This window comes from Nocardia sp. NPDC005998 (assembly GCF_040614395.1).
Taxonomy (GTDB): Bacteria; Actinomycetota; Actinomycetes; order Mycobacteriales; family Mycobacteriaceae; genus Nocardia.
The window spans coordinates 20138-36021 of sequence record NZ_JBEXUI010000055.1 but is presented as its reverse complement, the minus strand read 5'-3'; the positions used below and the strand labels follow the sequence as shown (position 1 = coordinate 36021).

Annotated in this window: 12 protein-coding genes and 1 pseudogene; 8 read left to right on the top strand and 5 right to left on the bottom strand. The window is 65.2% G+C overall.

Annotation, left to right across the window (positions count from 1 at the left end):
• From ABZ293_RS38975 to ABZ293_RS38960, 4 genes and pseudogenes are all read right to left on the bottom strand, one after another.
• Window positions 1-1230 (bottom strand): annotated as a pseudogene (locus ABZ293_RS38975) (hypothetical protein); the annotation flags it as partial.
• Window positions 1227-1508 carry a hypothetical protein gene (locus tag ABZ293_RS38970; RefSeq protein WP_355189210.1) on the bottom strand — a complete coding sequence of 94 codons (282 nt, stop codon included), beginning with the start codon at window positions 1506-1508 and terminating at the stop codon, window positions 1227-1229. The pseudogene ABZ293_RS38975 and the gene ABZ293_RS38970, both read right to left, overlap by 4 nt.
• Window positions 1505-3184 (bottom strand): hypothetical protein, encoded by a 1680-nt coding sequence (locus ABZ293_RS38965; RefSeq protein ID WP_355189208.1) that lies wholly within the window; start codon window positions 3182-3184, stop codon window positions 1505-1507. The genes ABZ293_RS38970 and ABZ293_RS38965 overlap by 4 nt, the downstream gene beginning before the upstream one ends.
• A 70-nt stretch (window positions 3185-3254) precedes the next feature.
• Window positions 3255-3686 (bottom strand): YbaB/EbfC family nucleoid-associated protein, encoded by a 432-nt coding sequence (locus tag ABZ293_RS38960; protein ID WP_355189206.1) that lies wholly within the window; start codon window positions 3684-3686, stop codon window positions 3255-3257.
• Between the two features lie 197 nt (window positions 3687-3883).
• Between ABZ293_RS38960 and ABZ293_RS38955 the strand changes: the two genes are divergently transcribed.
• The 5 genes from ABZ293_RS38955 (at window position 3884) to ABZ293_RS38935 (ending at window position 9883) form a co-directional block, all read left to right on the top strand.
• A complete protein-coding gene (locus ABZ293_RS38955; protein WP_355189204.1) occupies window positions 3884-5800 on the top strand; it encodes a type VII secretion target in 1917 nt (638 codons plus the stop codon).
• Between the two features lie 504 nt (window positions 5801-6304).
• Window positions 6305-6625, top strand: coding sequence for a hypothetical protein (locus tag ABZ293_RS38950; protein WP_355189202.1), 321 nt, complete (start codon window positions 6305-6307; stop codon window positions 6623-6625).
• 37 nt (window positions 6626-6662) lie between these two features.
• Window positions 6663-7010 (top strand): hypothetical protein, encoded by a 348-nt coding sequence (locus ABZ293_RS38945; RefSeq protein WP_355189200.1) that lies wholly within the window; start codon window positions 6663-6665, stop codon window positions 7008-7010.
• A gap of 85 nt (window positions 7011-7095) precedes the next feature.
• Window positions 7096-7458 (top strand): hypothetical protein, encoded by a 363-nt coding sequence (locus ABZ293_RS38940; protein ID WP_355189198.1) that lies wholly within the window; start codon window positions 7096-7098, stop codon window positions 7456-7458.
• A 322-nt stretch (window positions 7459-7780) separates the two neighbouring features.
• Window positions 7781-9883: a hypothetical protein gene (locus ABZ293_RS38935; protein ID WP_355189196.1), complete on the top strand. Its 2103-nt coding sequence runs from the start codon at window positions 7781-7783 to the stop codon at window positions 9881-9883.
• A 227-nt stretch (window positions 9884-10110) separates the two neighbouring features.
• On the opposite strand, the gene ABZ293_RS38930 is transcribed toward ABZ293_RS38935, so the two are convergent.
• Complete coding sequence (locus ABZ293_RS38930; RefSeq protein ID WP_355189194.1) at window positions 10111-11100, bottom strand: hypothetical protein; 990 nt, start codon at window positions 11098-11100, stop codon at window positions 10111-10113.
• Window positions 11101-11664: 564 nt separating this feature from the next.
• Between ABZ293_RS38930 and ABZ293_RS38925 the strand changes: the two genes are divergently transcribed.
• From ABZ293_RS38925 to eccA, 3 genes are all read left to right on the top strand, one after another.
• Complete coding sequence (locus ABZ293_RS38925) at window positions 11665-12621, top strand: C40 family peptidase (RefSeq protein ID WP_355189192.1); 957 nt, start codon at window positions 11665-11667, stop codon at window positions 12619-12621.
• Between the two features lie 5 nt (window positions 12622-12626).
• Complete coding sequence (locus tag ABZ293_RS38920; RefSeq protein WP_355189190.1) at window positions 12627-13754, top strand: hypothetical protein; 1128 nt, start codon at window positions 12627-12629, stop codon at window positions 13752-13754.
• A gap of 364 nt (window positions 13755-14118) precedes the next feature.
• Window positions 14119-15879, top strand: a complete 1761-nt coding sequence (gene eccA, locus ABZ293_RS38915; protein ID WP_355189188.1) for a type VII secretion AAA-ATPase EccA — start codon at window positions 14119-14121, stop codon at window positions 15877-15879.
• Window positions 15880-15884: the final 5 nt, after the last annotated feature.

Below are 15884 nucleotides of genomic sequence, written 5' to 3'. Positions count from 1 at the left end.
GTGTGGTCCGGTGCCGCCTGGTCCGGTGCCTGTGTGTGGTCCGGTGCCGCCTGGTCCGGTGCCTGTGTGTGGTCCGGTGCCGCCTGGTCCGGTGCCTGTGTGTGGTCCGGTGCCGCCTGGTCCGGTGCCTGTGTGTGGTCCGGTGCCGCCGGGTCCGGTGCCCCCTGGCGGTGTGGTACCCGAGTGTGGGCCACTACCGTTGGGTGGAGTGCTCGATGATGTGTTGGAGGTATTCGAATTCGAGGTGCCCGTCTTGGGATTGACTCGTATCCCGGGTGGCAAGGGGCGGGCGAAGATGGTGGCCGAACCGACGAAGCCGCCGACGAAACCTTGGATCACGCTCGTTCGCAATTCGTCGGCGTTCGGGATATGCCCGGTCACAACTATCCCTGCGCCCGCACCGCCGACAGCTCCCGCGACGCCGCCGAGCCCACCGATCAGTAGCCCGCTGGTGACGTGTGCGCCGTAGCGGACGATATTCGATTGCGATTTCCCGGCGACCTTGCCGAGGAACTTGTTTATCCCGGGCGCGAAACGCGAGGCGAATCGCGCTCCGATGCCGCCGCCGACGCCACCGATGATCGCGGAATCTTCGACCATCCCCCAGTCCATCTTGTCGCGGTGATGAAATACCTCCTTCTGCCACAACTGGGCACCGGCATTGACCGCGCCAGCGGTAACGGCACCGAGTGCGAACCCGATGGCGGTGGCCTTGGCCAGCGGCAAACCCTTGCGTTTGGTGGCACACTCCAGCCCGACCTTTTTGATCTTGCCGTGGTACCGGCGTGCGCTCGCGGTCCAGGACGCCTCGGCCGCCGCCCGATCCTCGGCCGCCTTCGCGACGCCTGGTGCGGCCAGCCAGACATCCACCGCCAGCTGCGTCAGCAGCGCGATTCCGGTTCCGATCACCTGTAGCTTGGTGAATTCGCAGTCGTTGGCCTTCTTGTAGCACTGCTCGGCCATGGAATCGCAGTACTCGCCCTGGTTGTGCAGGTCGGTGCCGAGCTGCACATTCCTGGTCGCCTTCGTGTCGGCGCTGTAGCCGTGGAGGGCGGCCTTTTCCGTTGTGGACGCCACATTGTGCCGCTTGCCGAGCTGGCGGCAGCCTTCGCCGGCCGCCTTCCAGTGGTCGCCTTCGCGGCGCACGGCGTCCTCGTCGCATTCGGGCCAGTACCCTGCCACGGCCTCGACCAGCCACTTGGGAAATTCCGCCGGCAGTGCCAGAGTCACTGCGCCACATCCGGTATGTCGGCTGGTTGCTCGGGCAGTCCCGCAACGTCGGTCGCGACGTCGGCGGCACCCGACTCGGTGACGAATGCCTGGCGTGCCGTCGCGATCATGTCGTCGGTGATATCCGGATGAGCCAGGGCGATGGTGATCAACGCCGAGTCGGTGTCCGGTCCCAACCCCACGTGCATCCGCATCGGCCGACCGCCGACCGCGGCGGACAGTTCGGTCTCGAAGGTACTGTGCCGCGCTTCGGCGGTGTGTCCACCGCCGAAGCTCACGGCGCCGCCGACTTCCGTGCGGTGTCGACCAGTAAGCGGTGCAACACCTTTGCGGGTGCCGCCGCCTCGGCACCGTTGATCTGGACCTCGGTGAACGCGTCCGCAACCGCCATCCCGGGGTCGAAGCTGCCTTTGTGGAATCCGTAGCCGCTCAGCTGGGCGCGCCACTGCTCGTACTCCGGGTTCGACCCGGTGCCCGCGTGCGCGCTCGGTGCGGTGCCCCGGGTGCGCGTGAACTCGGCGATCAGCGCGTCCTGAGCCGCCTGTCTGGCGTGGAAGTTACCGGCGACATCGAGAGCGTGTCCGAGTTCGCGGACCATTGTCGAATACACCGGCCGCCGGTCCGACCCGCGCGCGAGTTTTCCGGAATGCGTTGCGCTGCGGATGTATTCGGCGAACACCGCGGGATTGCGGGCGACCACGGTGTCGAGCACGATGCGACGGGTGAACGGCTCGGGTCCAGTGGCTCCCGCGACCCAATCCCACTCCAGGCGGGTGGCGGATTCGGCGGATTCGGCGATCGCAATCTGCCGCAGATCGACATATGGGTACTGGGTGAGCACGTCGTCGAGTGCCGCCGCGACTTCTCGGATCGTGTATCCGTCGACGGTCGGATCGTCGAAGCCGACCAGCTCGAGATCATGTCGATCGGCCAATTTCCTTGCGAGCAATGCGTTTTCACCTGCGGCCGCGGCGTCGGCCGCCCACGGATGGCGCGCGCCGGATTTCGACTCGGCGCCGAAGGTTTTGCCCGGCGCCTTCGGCGCCGGACGGGCGTGCTGCTGATGTTGTTCGGGCAGGTTTGGGGGCGACATCCGCGGCGGCACACTCGACGGCGCCGATACGCGCGGCGCGGCGTTACTCGGTGTCGATGTCTGCGCGGGTCCGGCGGCCGCCGCCTTCGGCGCGGGAGTGTCCGGTGTGGAACCACTACCGGACGTACTTCTGGACCACGGCGTGTCCGACTGCTTGCGATCGGCGGCTGGAGTGTCGGCGGCTGGTCGGACAGCGGCGGGTGGCGCTGAATCACCGGTGGTGTCCACCGATTCTGGTTGGGAATCGGATGTGTCGGGTGCATTGGGTGAGCCGACACCGTCACCGTACGGACTGTTCATCCCGGGCATGCCGTATCCGTTTGGTCCGCCGGGGGGTGTCGATGCGGGGACCGGCCGTGCGCCAGCGGCGGTATCGGGTGTCGCGGTGGAAGTCGGTGTAGACCGGTTGCCGGTTGTGGGTTGCGATTCGGTCGGCGATCGCGTGGCATCGGGTGTGGTGTGCGTTGCTGATGGAGTCTGCCAACCTTGCCCGTATTGATCGGTCGGTGTGGTCGGAGCGACGTTCTGGCCATTGGGCGGCGTCTGTTTTCCGGTGTCGCCGATCAAGTTGGCGGACTCGCGATCCTGGCGGTCGAAGCTGTCGACCAGGTCGCTGACGATCTTGCCCTCTTCACGCAGACTCGCGACCGTCTTCGCCAGAGCAGCGATTCCTTTGTCTCTGTCCGGCACATAGGTCTCGGCGAATGCCTTGCCCGGAGTGTCCCTGCCCCAGGGTTCGCCTTCGCGCTCGAGCGCGGCCTTCAACTGATCGAGTATGCGCTGCGCGTCGGCGCCGATATCTTCGAATTCCGGTACCAGTGCACGAAGTCGCTCCTCGTCGACTTCCAACGACTGCGCCACAACGGACTCCTCACGCCTGCTGCCGTCAATTCTCACGTGTTGCGCGCGGTCTTCCCAGGAATGGGAGTACTCAACCGGCGCGCGGACCGTCGTTCTCGGCGGAATCGCGGGCAGCGCGCCAGCTCGGGGCCCCGGGCACCAGATCGGGCAGATCGGGCATGAGCTCGGCGGTATCGACGATCGGTGCGATCAGTGCGTCATGTTGCGAGCGCGCCGACCGTGCCGCGGCCTGGGCGGCCTCGACAATCGCGCGCCCGACGTTTTCGGGTTTCGCGCGCATCGCCTGCGCGGTCAGTCGAACGTCGGTCACCACCCCGGCGCCATCCACGGTCACCTCGACCAGCTGATCGGATGAACTGGCCCGTACCCGCAATGCGTCCAGATGCTGCTGGATCTCGGCGAGCTGGGCCTGCTGTTTCTCATAGACGTCCATGACGTAGTCGATCTGGTTCCGCATGCCGTTGTTCGCCGACCGCAGGCTTTCGAGCTCCCACTGATCCATTGCCGGCTCCCACCCTGTTCGTCGCTGTCGTCGGCGTTGTCCGGCACCCGTTCGGCGGGATCCGTCAGCGCCATCGTCCGCCGATTATGGATCGGCCGTATCCGACTTCCCGCAGGTGGGAGTTGCTTCCGAGCTCCCCATCGCTGGGAAGGATCGACAATGTTGAAGTCGGTTGTGGGAAAGGGTGTGATCGAACAATGCCGGATACCAGCATGAATATCGACCCCGCGGTGCTGCGCCAGCTGGCGCAGCAGCATGAGCAAGTCGGGCGCGATACTCTTGCGTGGGCCGAACCGCCGCACGCGTGGCTGGGCACTTTCGAGTCCACCTACGGCACCATTGCCGATCCTGTCCGCCAGGCGCTGGTGAAGTACTACGGCGCCCGTGAGCGCGCTGGCAAAGCGCTCGCGGAGGAGCATTTCAAAACCGCGACGTCGCTGCGGGAGTCCGCGAATTCCTATGAGCGCGCAGACCACGACATGGCATCGCACCTTCGAAACGCTGGACTGGATGGGGGCCAGCACAGTGGGCCGACGCCCAACGGTGTGGACCCGAGTACCCAGCACACCCCGCCGCCCGGCGGCCCCGGTGGCGGACCGGGCGGTGGACCGGGTGGCGGACCGGGCGGCGGACCAGGTGGCGGACCGGGCGGCGGACCAGGCGGTGGACCTACATCGACCGATAACTCGATGGCACCCGCAGCATCGAATGGTTCGACACCGCCGAGCGGCCCATCGGCCGGGCCCGGCGGCACTTTCGGTATGCCGGGGGCGATTTCGCATCCGGACCAGATGACCGGGACACCCGGCGTGACAGCCGGAACCGCACCACCGTCGGTGTCGGCCGGGCCGCTCGGCTCCGGACCGGGCGTGGGACCGGTGTCCACCGGTTCGATGGACGATCGCGGTTCGGGTCAGCCGCCGACCGGGGCCACTGCGGCTGGGGATGCCGCCCCGATGCCGGTGCCGGTGGGCACGCCGTTCGCGTCCGCCGTCGCCGCCGCGAAGGATAAGGAGGCCGAACCGGCCTACGTGGTGGGCAATGCGGTCAACGACGATCTGGTACTGGCCAAAACCCTGCTCAGCAGTGTGCTCGCCGCCGTGGACTCGCCGGTGGGCATGGCCTGGGCGGTCGCGGTGCTGCGCGGTCCGGCCGGTGCTGGCGTGTTCATCACCTCGAACGAGGGTCGCGGCTGGTTGCCCGCCAGGCTCTACCTGCCACGCGAAGTCTCGACGCCGTGGTTGTGGGATGAACTGCTCGGCCCCGATGTGGACACCTCATCCTGGGAAAGTGTGTCGGATCCAGCCCGGGTACTGGTCGAATTCGGCCGGGCCTGGGGGCCGAAGGCGAACGCGGGCCTGACGGCGCTGGTATCTTCCGGCCCGATCGATCCCGGTCTGCGGACGCAGCTGAGCGACGTGGCCATGGAAGGACTTGTCGGTCCGACCTATGACGTCGATTTGCGCGAGTTCACCCCGGATACGGCGGACCGGCTCGGTCTGGTCGGTTCCCCGACCGCGCTGCAATCCGTTGCGACCGTGTCGGATCAGCAGGTGCGCGAGCGCTGTGTGCAATTGGCGACGGATGCGCACACCCGAGTCGGCCGGTCGGTGGCCGCCAGCGCGGATGCCGCCGGGGCGCGACAACTGCGCGAGCAAATCCTCGCGCGCTTGGCGACAGGGCAGACCGTATCTCGGCAGATGTGGGACGAACTGCGCGATGCCGACGATCTGTTGGCCGCGTCGATGCTGTCGCGCCGGGTCGATGTGGGCCGAGTCGGACTCGGCGACCTGAGGGTCGACACCGAATCTTCCGGTTTGCGCGACATGATCTTCGAGCGCAGATGCAACGAATTGGTGTTGTTACTAGCCGAAGAGCCGGAGCGGCAGAACCTGCGCGACGCGATCTACGCACATGAGCAAATCGTGGAACATCCGCAATTCGTGGAGGTTCCGGCCGCGGTCTCGGTCGCCGAGGGCGAGCGGGTCTCCCGTCCAGCGGGCGCTGCGGTCAGTGCTCCCGCGGTCAGCGCTCCGATTACGGCGGGGCCGCCGACCGGTGCCGTGGTCGCCCCGACCTCGCCGCCGCCTGTTGTGGCGCCGGATCGGCAGTGAGGTCGTAGGACGACGACTGCACGCTGATGTTCGATGGCAGCAGTCTCGTCCTGGCCGACCGACGCTCGCAAACTAGGCGACAGTCCAGGTGGGAGTGCCGTAGACGTTGAGTTTGCCGATGCCGTGCTCGGGGGAGAATCCCAGCCCAACTGCTCGGCACCGATAAGCCTGCCGAGGTTCGGTCCGCGTGCAGGGCGTGTCGCGCGTGCAATGAAGATCCACCACCCCCGATGAGCGCATCAACTCGCGTCTCGATGGACGCCGGACGGGCCTCCATCCTCTTCTCAGAATTGGGAAGGCGGCAGGAAGCATGAAGAATGGGAACCTATCATCCACAGGAGGAGGTGGCATGCGAGAAGAGCTGGGCGTCAACCTCGCCGTGCGTCCGATGACCGCACGGTCCGGTATGCGCGTTCGGGCGGTGCCAGGTCCATGCCCTGTCCCCCAGGGGATGGTTCGTCGTTCGCCGGGGGCGCCGCGGTCGTGGCGCAAAGGTGGGCCCGCATGATGCATCCGTTTACAGTGTCGGCGCTGGAATCCAGTCAGGCGCTGGTGCATGCCGCCGATGACATGCTCGAGCGGATCGACCGGATTCGCGCCCGACGCCCGTCGCCCACTGGTCGGGTCATTCCGGAACTGGACGCGATGGGCAAACTCACCGATCTGTACATCGCCCCCGGAACGATCGCGCACGCCCCGAGCATGCAGGAGTTGGTGGCCGACATCATGGCAGCGATTCGGGACAGCACTACCGACGCCGCGCGGCAGCACGAAATTGCCGTGAAGGAGACGACCTGGCCCGAGACGCTGCGGCCGCAGCCGTGACTTGCCGGTGCGATCGACGATGCCCAGGAGCGATGCGGTGACGGATCAGGATATCTCGGACGGCGTCAGGTCCGAATCCCCGCCCGATTGGCACAACCTCGTATACGAAGCGTTCAACCCCGGCTATTCGGTTGGCGTGGCCTGCAACCGCAGCGGCACGATCGTTGGTCTACATCTCGGCGATGAGGTGGGGGAGCACGCGGACGACTGGCTAGCCAGTGAGATTTTGCGAGTCGCTCGCCTGGCCTACCTGAAGTCCCGGGTCGGTCGCCGTGCGGAGCTGCTGTACAACGGTGGGTTACCGCGTCTAGCCGACTCATTGGGGCTCCCCACCGAAGCCGAGTACAACATTATCGAGAAGGCCGAGTTCGGTGACGGTTTCTGATTCCGGCCGCGCGGGACCGACAAGGGCCTGAGCAGCTCGTCCGAACTCCTCCGGCTGTCTCTCCACTCTCCCCAGGGGTGGGGATGTGCGAGAATGGCGATATCGCTCGGAGTGGAAAGAGTTCGTCTATATGGACAATTTCAGTCAAGATCCGCAAAATCTGCGCAGCCGGGGCAGGGCCCACGGCGGCGTTGTCGGCTCCTTTCTCGAGCGGGCGAAAAACGATCCTGATTATGAGGCCAACTTTCATTCGAATCTCGGTTACGCGGCCGACGCGTTTCTGGTGAAGCTGGGCCGACCATTCCTCGAGGCTCGTAGCGCCGGTTGGACCGCGGTGGCGGATGGCCATCAACAAGTGGACGATACCGCGCATTCGGCCGCAAGTGCACTCGAGGGCGCCGATGACGAGGGTGGTGCGACCGTCCGCCGGTCGGCGCCGGAGGTGTGAAGCCCTAGTGGTCCGACGGGTGTTCGGATGGGAGGATTCGGTATGGCTGTTACCGGCTCGCTGGCCGCATGTGATCGAGGGTTGTGCTGATGGGCGATGAAAATCGTTCCAGTTTTATCAATCCAGGGGACACCCTCACTGTGGGGGACTGGCTGTACTCACCGAATGGCAATTACAGGTGGGGTGTCCGGGACGGCCGCCGAATGGTCACTGAGCGCGTAGATTCCGGAACTATCGTCTCGTCGGGCGATCAAACCAATGGCGCCGCCGGTATAAGGCTTGCGACAATCGCTGCGGCAATGTTTTCTGTCGAGGGTGAGGCATGACCGATTACTTCGTGGACACCAGCGACGGTAACGAAACAAAGTCGGACAAACCTCCCTCATCGGGTTTCTACACCACGCAGGAAAAGCCCGGTGGCCCGGTCACCCTGTATGAGGTGGACCCTGATGGAGGGGATCCGAAAAAAATACGTGAATGGCCCAATGACAAACCCGATTTCCTCGTTACCCCGGATGGGCATGCATATGGGGCGAAAGAGGACTCCAAGAAGAACATATGGGCTATCAACCCCCACGATCGGCAAGAGAAAAATGACCTAAAACCAACTAAAAGTAAAGCCGAACTGGAAGCGGAAAAGAAAAATAAACAGGAAAAGGATGATTTCTTAGGGACCCACAAGGACTTCAAATCGGGCGACGCTATCAGTGAATCCCCGCTGAAGATCCGAGTTCCCCCAGGTAGTGCTTCGGACGACCTGAAGACATTCATCGATTTGGCGAACTTTCGGCTCGTCTATTTGATGTTCCAAATGGGTAACGGCAAGAAGCCGATAGCCTTCGATTCTCCCAAGAATGGCAAGGACACTAACCACTTCGATGACGACCTGAGTGGCGACTTCTATGAAAAAATTGGAAACGGCGCGGAAGTTGAAGCAGGGGGGGCGTCGGGCGCTATCCAAGACGGATATCGATCGACCTCGGATTCTCTCCATGAACTGACCGGTGCGTGGAACCGTATGGAAGATAAATGGGATCTGGAGCACAAGGAACTCACTTACGATAATTATCGTACATATCAGCGGATGTACGATAAGATTCAGCAGACCCATGACGATATCTGGGCGGTACTCCAAAAACCTCATGCCGGATACTATGGCGGGAGTACGTTCAGCGAAAATAACTTCACAGCACCTGGTATACAGAACAGAGTCGAAGAAAAGCCCATTTACGGTCTCGTCAACCAGGCGATCGAGTACTGCAGAAAACAGGTCTCCGACTACGCAGACCGAGCCGAGGAACGTGCGAACAATTTCGGGGATTTCCCTGGGTTTCCCAAGCCCGATCCCAAGCCCGATCCCAAGCCCGATCCCAAGCCTGATCCCAAGCCCGATCCGACACCAACTCCGACCCCGACTCCCACTCCGACCCCGACTCCGACTCCCACTCCAACCCCCACCCCGACGCCGTCTCCCGACGACAACAACTACGGCGACACCTTCAAGGATCTCCTCGACGGTTCGACTACGACCGACGGCAAGCCCGATACCAGCGGCTCGAACAGCGACGTCATGTCCGCGATCAATTCGGCGATCAGTGCGCTCGAGAACAGCAAGTCGGGAACCAACGCGACGCAGGCCGGGCAGGCCACGCAGGCCGGGTACAACACGGGCGGCGCTTCCTCGGGTTCCGGCGGCATGGACATGAGCTCGATGATGCTGCCGATGATGATGTCGCAGATGATGTCGCAGATGATGGGGAACAACGGCCAGGACGAGCATAGGCAGCGCGAGGAAGAGGATCGCGAAGAGCGGCGTCGGCGGCGCAGGGAGCAAGAGCAGCAGGCTCAGGCTCAGGCTCAGGCCCAGCCGGCCGTTGCCTCGAACACGCCGACCAATGTGGTCCAGGCGGACGCCAGCGCGACACCGCCGCCGGCGGGCGCCGGTGGGCGGTCCATGGTCGATATGAAGCTGCCGGACGGCACGACGCAGAAGGTGTCCTCGGCGGTCTCGCAGGCCGTGAACAAGGAGCTCAACAATCCGAACGGCAGCGATGCCAGGTCGGCGTACGCGGGCACGACCGGACAGCCCTCGGCGGGCAGTCCGTGGGTTTCGGTCGACAGCGCGCACCTGCATACCGGTGACGTGGTGCAGTGGGCGAATCGGAGTGCGATTGTCGTGGTGGAACCCTCGGGACTGGAGGTCATCATCAACGGCCAGCTCGTGCCGCTGGACCCGAACAACCCGCCAGACGGCGGCACCGGCGGTTACGGCGAGTTCCAGGGATTCTTCCATCCGAGCGGTGCCGATCTGGACAACTCCGCGCAGCAGCAGCAACAGCCAGCGGCGCCGAGCGCGCCAGGGGTCACCGCGGCGCCGCCGGCGCCGACAGCCCCGGCGCCGGTTCCCGCGCCGACGACGATCTGACATGACACTGCGGTCCCCTGAAACTCGATGGGGACCGCAGTGGAACAAGTCGACCGGTGCCGTGCTCTGATCACCGCAGCGGCACCATGCTTGCCGATGCGCTAGCCCGCAAGTGGAATTCAGTTCGCAGCAGAACAATTCGGCCGAGGTGGTGACAGGCCGATTCGGCCATGGTGACTACCCGGCATACGATATCGCCTGCCGGTGTGGGACGAAGGAACCAGCGACTATGCCTGCACCACAGGCGAATCCACGGTGTCCTCGGCGTCGGAATCGCTCTCGTGCGTTTCGTCGGTCTCGCTATCGGCCGGAGTCGTTGCGGTCCGTTTCACCGCACGTCGGACACTGGTGCGAGTCGACACCGGGGACATATTCGCCACCGGCGTGGCCGCTGCGGGTGCACCCGTACCCGCGGTCGCTGCCGGTGCTGCGGGCTGACCGGTGCCAGATGCTGCCGGTGCCGGGGCGGGACTGCCAGGTGCTGCGCCGGGTGCCGCTGCCTGCGGCTGGCCCTGGCCCGTCTGCGCGGCGCCCTCGCCTGCGTCTTTGTCCTTGTCGTCTTTGTTCTTGTCGTGCTGCTTCAGCAATTGCGGCAACTGCGCCACCAGTGGCATTGCCATCATGGGCAGCATGCCGAGCATCGACACCAATTGCCCGAGCCCGCCGTCGCCGGAACCACCGCCGGAACTGCCGGATCCGGACTTGCCGCTGCTGCCGGACCCGCTGCTGCCGGAGTCGTTGTTACCGTCTCCGGCCATATCGTTGTTGAGCTGGTAGACCGCCTCGACCTTCTCGTACACGAGGTCTATCGCCTCGGCGACCAGTTTCATCAGAGCCACCTCTCGAGCGGGCTTGAGCTTCCCGCTGCCGAGGGCCTTCATCTTCGTTTGGAGTTCGGCGACGATCTCTTTGATCGCGCGCAGCGTCTCATCACTGCCCGCGGCGACCACGATCGAGGTCTTCATGACCTTGGTGTCGTAGGTCAGCAGTGCGGTCTGCCGGGACTGGACTTTCGCCAGAGCTTCCTCGTACTGCTTCTTCATCAGGCTATCGCCGATGCTCTCGTAGATCATCGGTCGCAGCAGGTCGTCGACCTTGGGCGGCAGCTCGGGGGTACCTCGGCCCAGCAGGTCGACGGCAGTTTGAATGGCCTCTTCGGCCATGGCGATGAATGCCTTCAAACCCGCCGACGCACCCGGCGGCGGTGTCAGCTCCACCGTCCAGTAGTGACCGGTTTTGGCCTTGCTGGGCTTGCTGGCCGCGGGGGTCGTGGTGGTATCGGTCGGGCCGGGCGGAGCGTAGGACGGTGTGGCGGCCGGGACGGAACCGGGGGCGCCCGGGGGGTGGCCCGGCCCGGCCCCGGGAAACTGGCCGGACGGATCACCGGGCGGCAGGGTAGACCCGTCCGCGGCTGGTTGGCTCCCTGGGGCGCCAGGCGGTGGGCCGGATGGAGGGCCGGGGAGTGGGCCGGACGGAGCAGCAGGCGACGAACCGAGAGGAGCACCAGGCTCTGCGGAACTGCTATCGGTGGGGGAGCCGAAGAGTGTTTGCCAGGTTTCGGCCGCGGTACCCGCCAGTTCTGCCGCCATATCGTCGCCACCGCCTCCCAGAAGTTGTTCCCATTGTCGTGTCTTCCCGCCGCTGGGAAGATGAATCATTCGCGCGATTGCCTCATAGTCGTTGTCACCCCCGAGATTCGGGGCGACCGGTGCCAACCGGCAAAACACTTGGCGAGCAGTTCCGGAGAGGCGGTCGGTGATGAGCGAGAGCGAGTCGGTCGAATGTCGCCGGCATTGACGGGTGACCTCCAGGAGGTTCTGCGCGCCCTGCTCGGGCTGTACGGCAACGGGCAACCCGATCCGGCCGCCACGGCGAGCATCGTCCAATCGGCGACCAATGACCTGAGTGCGCACGGTGGATCCGTCGTCACCCGCTACGCCGATGCGCGCGGTATCCAATCGACGATCGCGGAATCACATGCGGGCAAAGATGGTGTTGTGCACAAGACCGTGGGCGAGGCCGGGGACGGTACGGTCGTCGGGCGCAATCGCTTGACCAATCAGATCGCCGACCTGCAATCGCGAATTCAGGCGATCGCATCGGTCGGAGACACCCGGTTCAGCGGGCCCGCCCTGCTCGAAGCGGCGCATACGACCATCGCCAAAGCGGCCAAACAGGTCGACACCGATGTCGCGGCGGCGCGTCAGCGGGCAGCGCAGATCATTCCGCCCGGCATGCCCGAGCTGTCCCGGCGAAAGGCCGGTAGTTCGGCACCACGTCGTCGTCGGCGTGCTCGTTCGCGGTCCGCGGTGTTGTCGAACGGCCGGCGCGGCCGACCTCGGGTGCCCTCGGATGGAACCGCGGGCAGCAAGGCCGTCGGCGCGGCCAGCGAATGGCTCGGTACACCGTACATCTGGGGCGGCGGTGGCGCCGGTGGACCGAGCGGCGGTGGCTTCGACTGCTCCGGTCTCACCCAGTACGCAATCGCGCAGGCCTCCGACGGCCATGTGGTGCTGCCGCGGACGACCTACGAGCAGATCTACAGCGGAGTGCGGGTCTCCGCGGCGGATGTGCGGCCCGGTGATCTGGTATTCCCCGCGAGCTCGTTCAGCGCGCGAGGGCCGGAGCACGTCCAATTGGCCGCGGGCAACGGCATGGTCATCGAGGCGCCGTATTCCGGTTCGACCGTGAAGTGGTCGCGCATGTCCAGTGACGCCGTCGTGGTGCGGGTGCTGTAGTGGCGGTGGAGATTCCGCCGGACGTCGCGGAATTCCTCGACTGCTGCGGGGTTCGATACCCGGATATCGACGAGGGCGATGTGCGCGGGCTCGCGGTCAAAGTGCGCACATTCGCCGCGAATACTCGCGGGCCCGGTGTCGATGACAGCGGGGATGCGCTCGCCGAGTACGAGCGCCTGGCCGCGACATGGGTCGGATCCGATGGGGACCATCAGGCCGAACTCGATCGGGTATGTGCCATCATCGCGAAGGCGCTGGATGCGGTGGCCTATGTCATGACCGTGACAAAGGCGGTGGTCTTGACCGAACTGGCCGCGCTGGCAACGACTTACGCGGCCATGACGGCCACGCCCACGGCCCGGATCGCTGGACCGCTCGTCGTCGCCGCGGCGCGGCGTCTGTGCACGCAGATGGAACGGGCGCTGATCGGCTACCTCGTCGTCGAGGTGATCGGCAGGGCCGTCGAACCGCTCGGACGCGACGTCGACAAATTGTTCACCGGCGCGCCGTCCGTCAGGACATCGCCCGCCGTAGGGGTTGACGAACCGCAAATTCCCTCGGCGCCCCTCGCTGGACTGCGCATGCTCGACGCACACCCTGCTCAACCGCAGCAGTCCGATGCGGCTCCTGTTGAGCCGAAGTTGTCCGACGTGGTTCCTGTTGAGCCGCGGCAGCCCGGTGCGGTCCCTGTTGAGCCGAAGTTGCCTGGTGTAGTTCCTGTTGAGCCGAAGTCGCCTGGCGTGGTTCCTGTTGAGCCGCAGGCGTCCGGCGCGCCCCCCGCTGAACCGCGGCTGTCGGGCGCGGCCCTCGACGATGACGCGCCGACCGCCTCCGGTGTTGTCCAAGGCGGTCGAATCGGCCCCCGCATGCAACCGCCGCTCGGTCCGAGCCGTTCGCGTGGTTTCGTGACACCATGGGCGCATGCGGTCCGGGCATCGGCACAGCGCGCGGCCTTCTCGAAAACAATGCCCGCCAAGGCCTTCCAGTCCTTGGACCGGCGCGCGACGACGGCGCGCAAGCCCCGGGAAACACCGTGGTCGAAGCTCGCTCGGACATCGGAGACACCATCGAGCGAATTGGCCGGGGCCGCGACCGTACCTACGGTCCGGCGCCGCGAAGACGGCGGTCGGTGAACGGGCCGCCGAACGGAGCGCGGCGGCCGACGATGTGTGGGGACACCGTCGGCCGCCGCGTGGACAGATCGCCGGGGTTCTGGGGTGACGATCCGCCGCAAGCCAGCCGATGGTCAGCTGCCGGATCACGGCCACCGACCACCACTGGAGGGGCTGGGTCTTCGGGATGAGGAACCGTCGACCCACCTCCAACATACCGCTAAACAACGGCACATTCAACATCGAGCCGATAAAAACTGTGTACATAGATCAGGTTGCCAGGTAACGATGTCGCCTTCCCAATATTGGGAATAGTTCGACGGTCGCGACCGGGGCCGAAATGGCTATCTTCGGTCCACGAGGATCGTCGGAAGGGAAGTCCGAGTTGTCTGCGGCCGAGGACGCGTTCTACACAGGTGTGCAAAGTCTGGCGCTCGTCGCCGGGGGCGTACGAAATGAACATCAGGCAGCGGCCGCCTTCCGCGCCGCCACCGACCTGGATCCGGATATGTGCGATGCCTGGTTGGGCCGCGCCATGGCCGGTGAGGTCACCTCCGAGGTGATCTACGGTGCGTACCGATCGGTGCACAACCTGTACCGGGATCAGCAACGCGCCGGTCTGGTCGATCGTGCGCTGTGGTGTCAGGTCGAGATCGGCGTTTTCGGCTTGCGTGTGGCCATGGCGGATCGAGATCAGATCGCCATCGCCCAGGCCTGCTCTTATGCCGATGGCGGCGAATGGCAGGAGGCCTCAGCGATTCTCGCTGAAGTGCCGCGCGACGATGTCGCGGACTTCGTACGGATGTCGCTGTTCTTCCGCACCAAACAGTGGCTCGATGTGCTCACCGCTCGCAATGCCAAACCCGCGCTCGAGGATGGGCTGCTGGATATCGCGGCCGAGCTGATGACGGCACAGGCGCTGGCGCATCTGGGCCGACTGGGCGAGGCTCTGCCGCGCGCGCAGCGCATCGTCGAGGACAGTCAATCCGGCAATCTGTCCTACATCTGGGCGGACGCGCACTTCCTGCTCGGCATGCTGTTGCGCCACGACGGCGAGCACGATGCCGCCGACAAGATCCTCAAGGGCCTGCAGGGTTCCGCACTGTGGCCGGACCGCCCCGAATGGCAGCGGGCGGTGCGGGACAAGTCCTATCGGCTCGAGATCACCACCGCCGAGGTCATCGCCTCGCGCACCAATCAGTGGGATCCGAAGTCCGGTGACGACCCGACCGAGGTCGCCGCATCCGCCGCGCGGCTCGCACGTGAGTCGCAGCTGGAGGAGGCCTCCGAGTTGTTGCGGGCGCAGATCGGTATGGACTCGGTCAAGGAGCAGGTCGACCGGCTCAAGTCGGGTGTGCTGATGGATCAGGTACGGGCCAAACGCGGCTTGGCCGTGGATTCCCGATCGCAGCATCTGATCTTCTCGGGTCCGCCCGGTACCGGTAAGACGACCATCGCCCGCGTTATCGCTAAAATCTTCGCCGGGCTCGGCGTAGTCGAAAACTCCGAAGTCATCGAGGTGTCGCGCAACGATATGGTCGGCACCCACCTCGGCCACACCGCGCCGAAGACGAATGCGCTGATCGATTCCGCGCTCGGTGGCGTGCTGTTCATCGATGAGGCGTACACCCTGATCCAGGAGGGGCTGTCCGGCGGTGACGCATTCGGCAAGGAGGCCGTCGACACCCTGCTGGCCCGCATGGAGAACGACCGTGACAAATTGGTCGTGATCATCGCGGGTTACGAGGACCAGATCGATCGGTTCCTGGCCTCCAACGACGGTCTCGCCTCGCGCTTCACCAAGCGCATCCGCTTCTCCAGCTATGAGGCCGACGAACTGGTGCGGATCGCCGATCATATTGCGCACAAGAAGGATTCGATCCTGTCCAGTGCGGCCAAAGACGTGCTGCGGGTGCGGTGCGAGCAGCTGTCGGGACAGACGAAGAACGGTCGGCGGCTGATCGATCTGGCGGGCAACGGACGTTTCGTCCGCAATGTGGTCGAGGCCGCCGAGGCCGAGCGGGACTACCGCTTCACCAGGGACAACGCGGATGTGCTTTCGATGACCAATGAGGAGTTGATGACCATCGACTCCTCGGACATCACCGCCGCGCTCGCGGGCTTGGCGCCGGCCGCGACGGGCTGATCCGC

Bases quoted from the DNA above. Each gene is read 5' to 3' on its own strand.
- ABZ293_RS38925 (WP_355189192.1), top strand. From the start codon at position 11,665: ATGTCGCCGGCATTGACGGGTGACCTCCAGGAGGTTCTGCGCGCCCTG.
- ABZ293_RS38935 (WP_355189196.1), top strand. From the start codon at position 7,781: ATGACCGATTACTTCGTGGACACCAGCGACGGTAACGAAACAAAGTCG.
- ABZ293_RS38960 (WP_355189206.1), bottom strand. From the start codon at position 3,686: ATGGATCAGTGGGAGCTCGAAAGCCTGCGGTCGGCGAACAACGGCATG.
- ABZ293_RS38950 (WP_355189202.1), top strand. From the start codon at position 6,305: ATGATGCATCCGTTTACAGTGTCGGCGCTGGAATCCAGTCAGGCGCTG.
- ABZ293_RS38955 (WP_355189204.1), top strand. From the start codon at position 3,884: ATGCCGGATACCAGCATGAATATCGACCCCGCGGTGCTGCGCCAGCTG.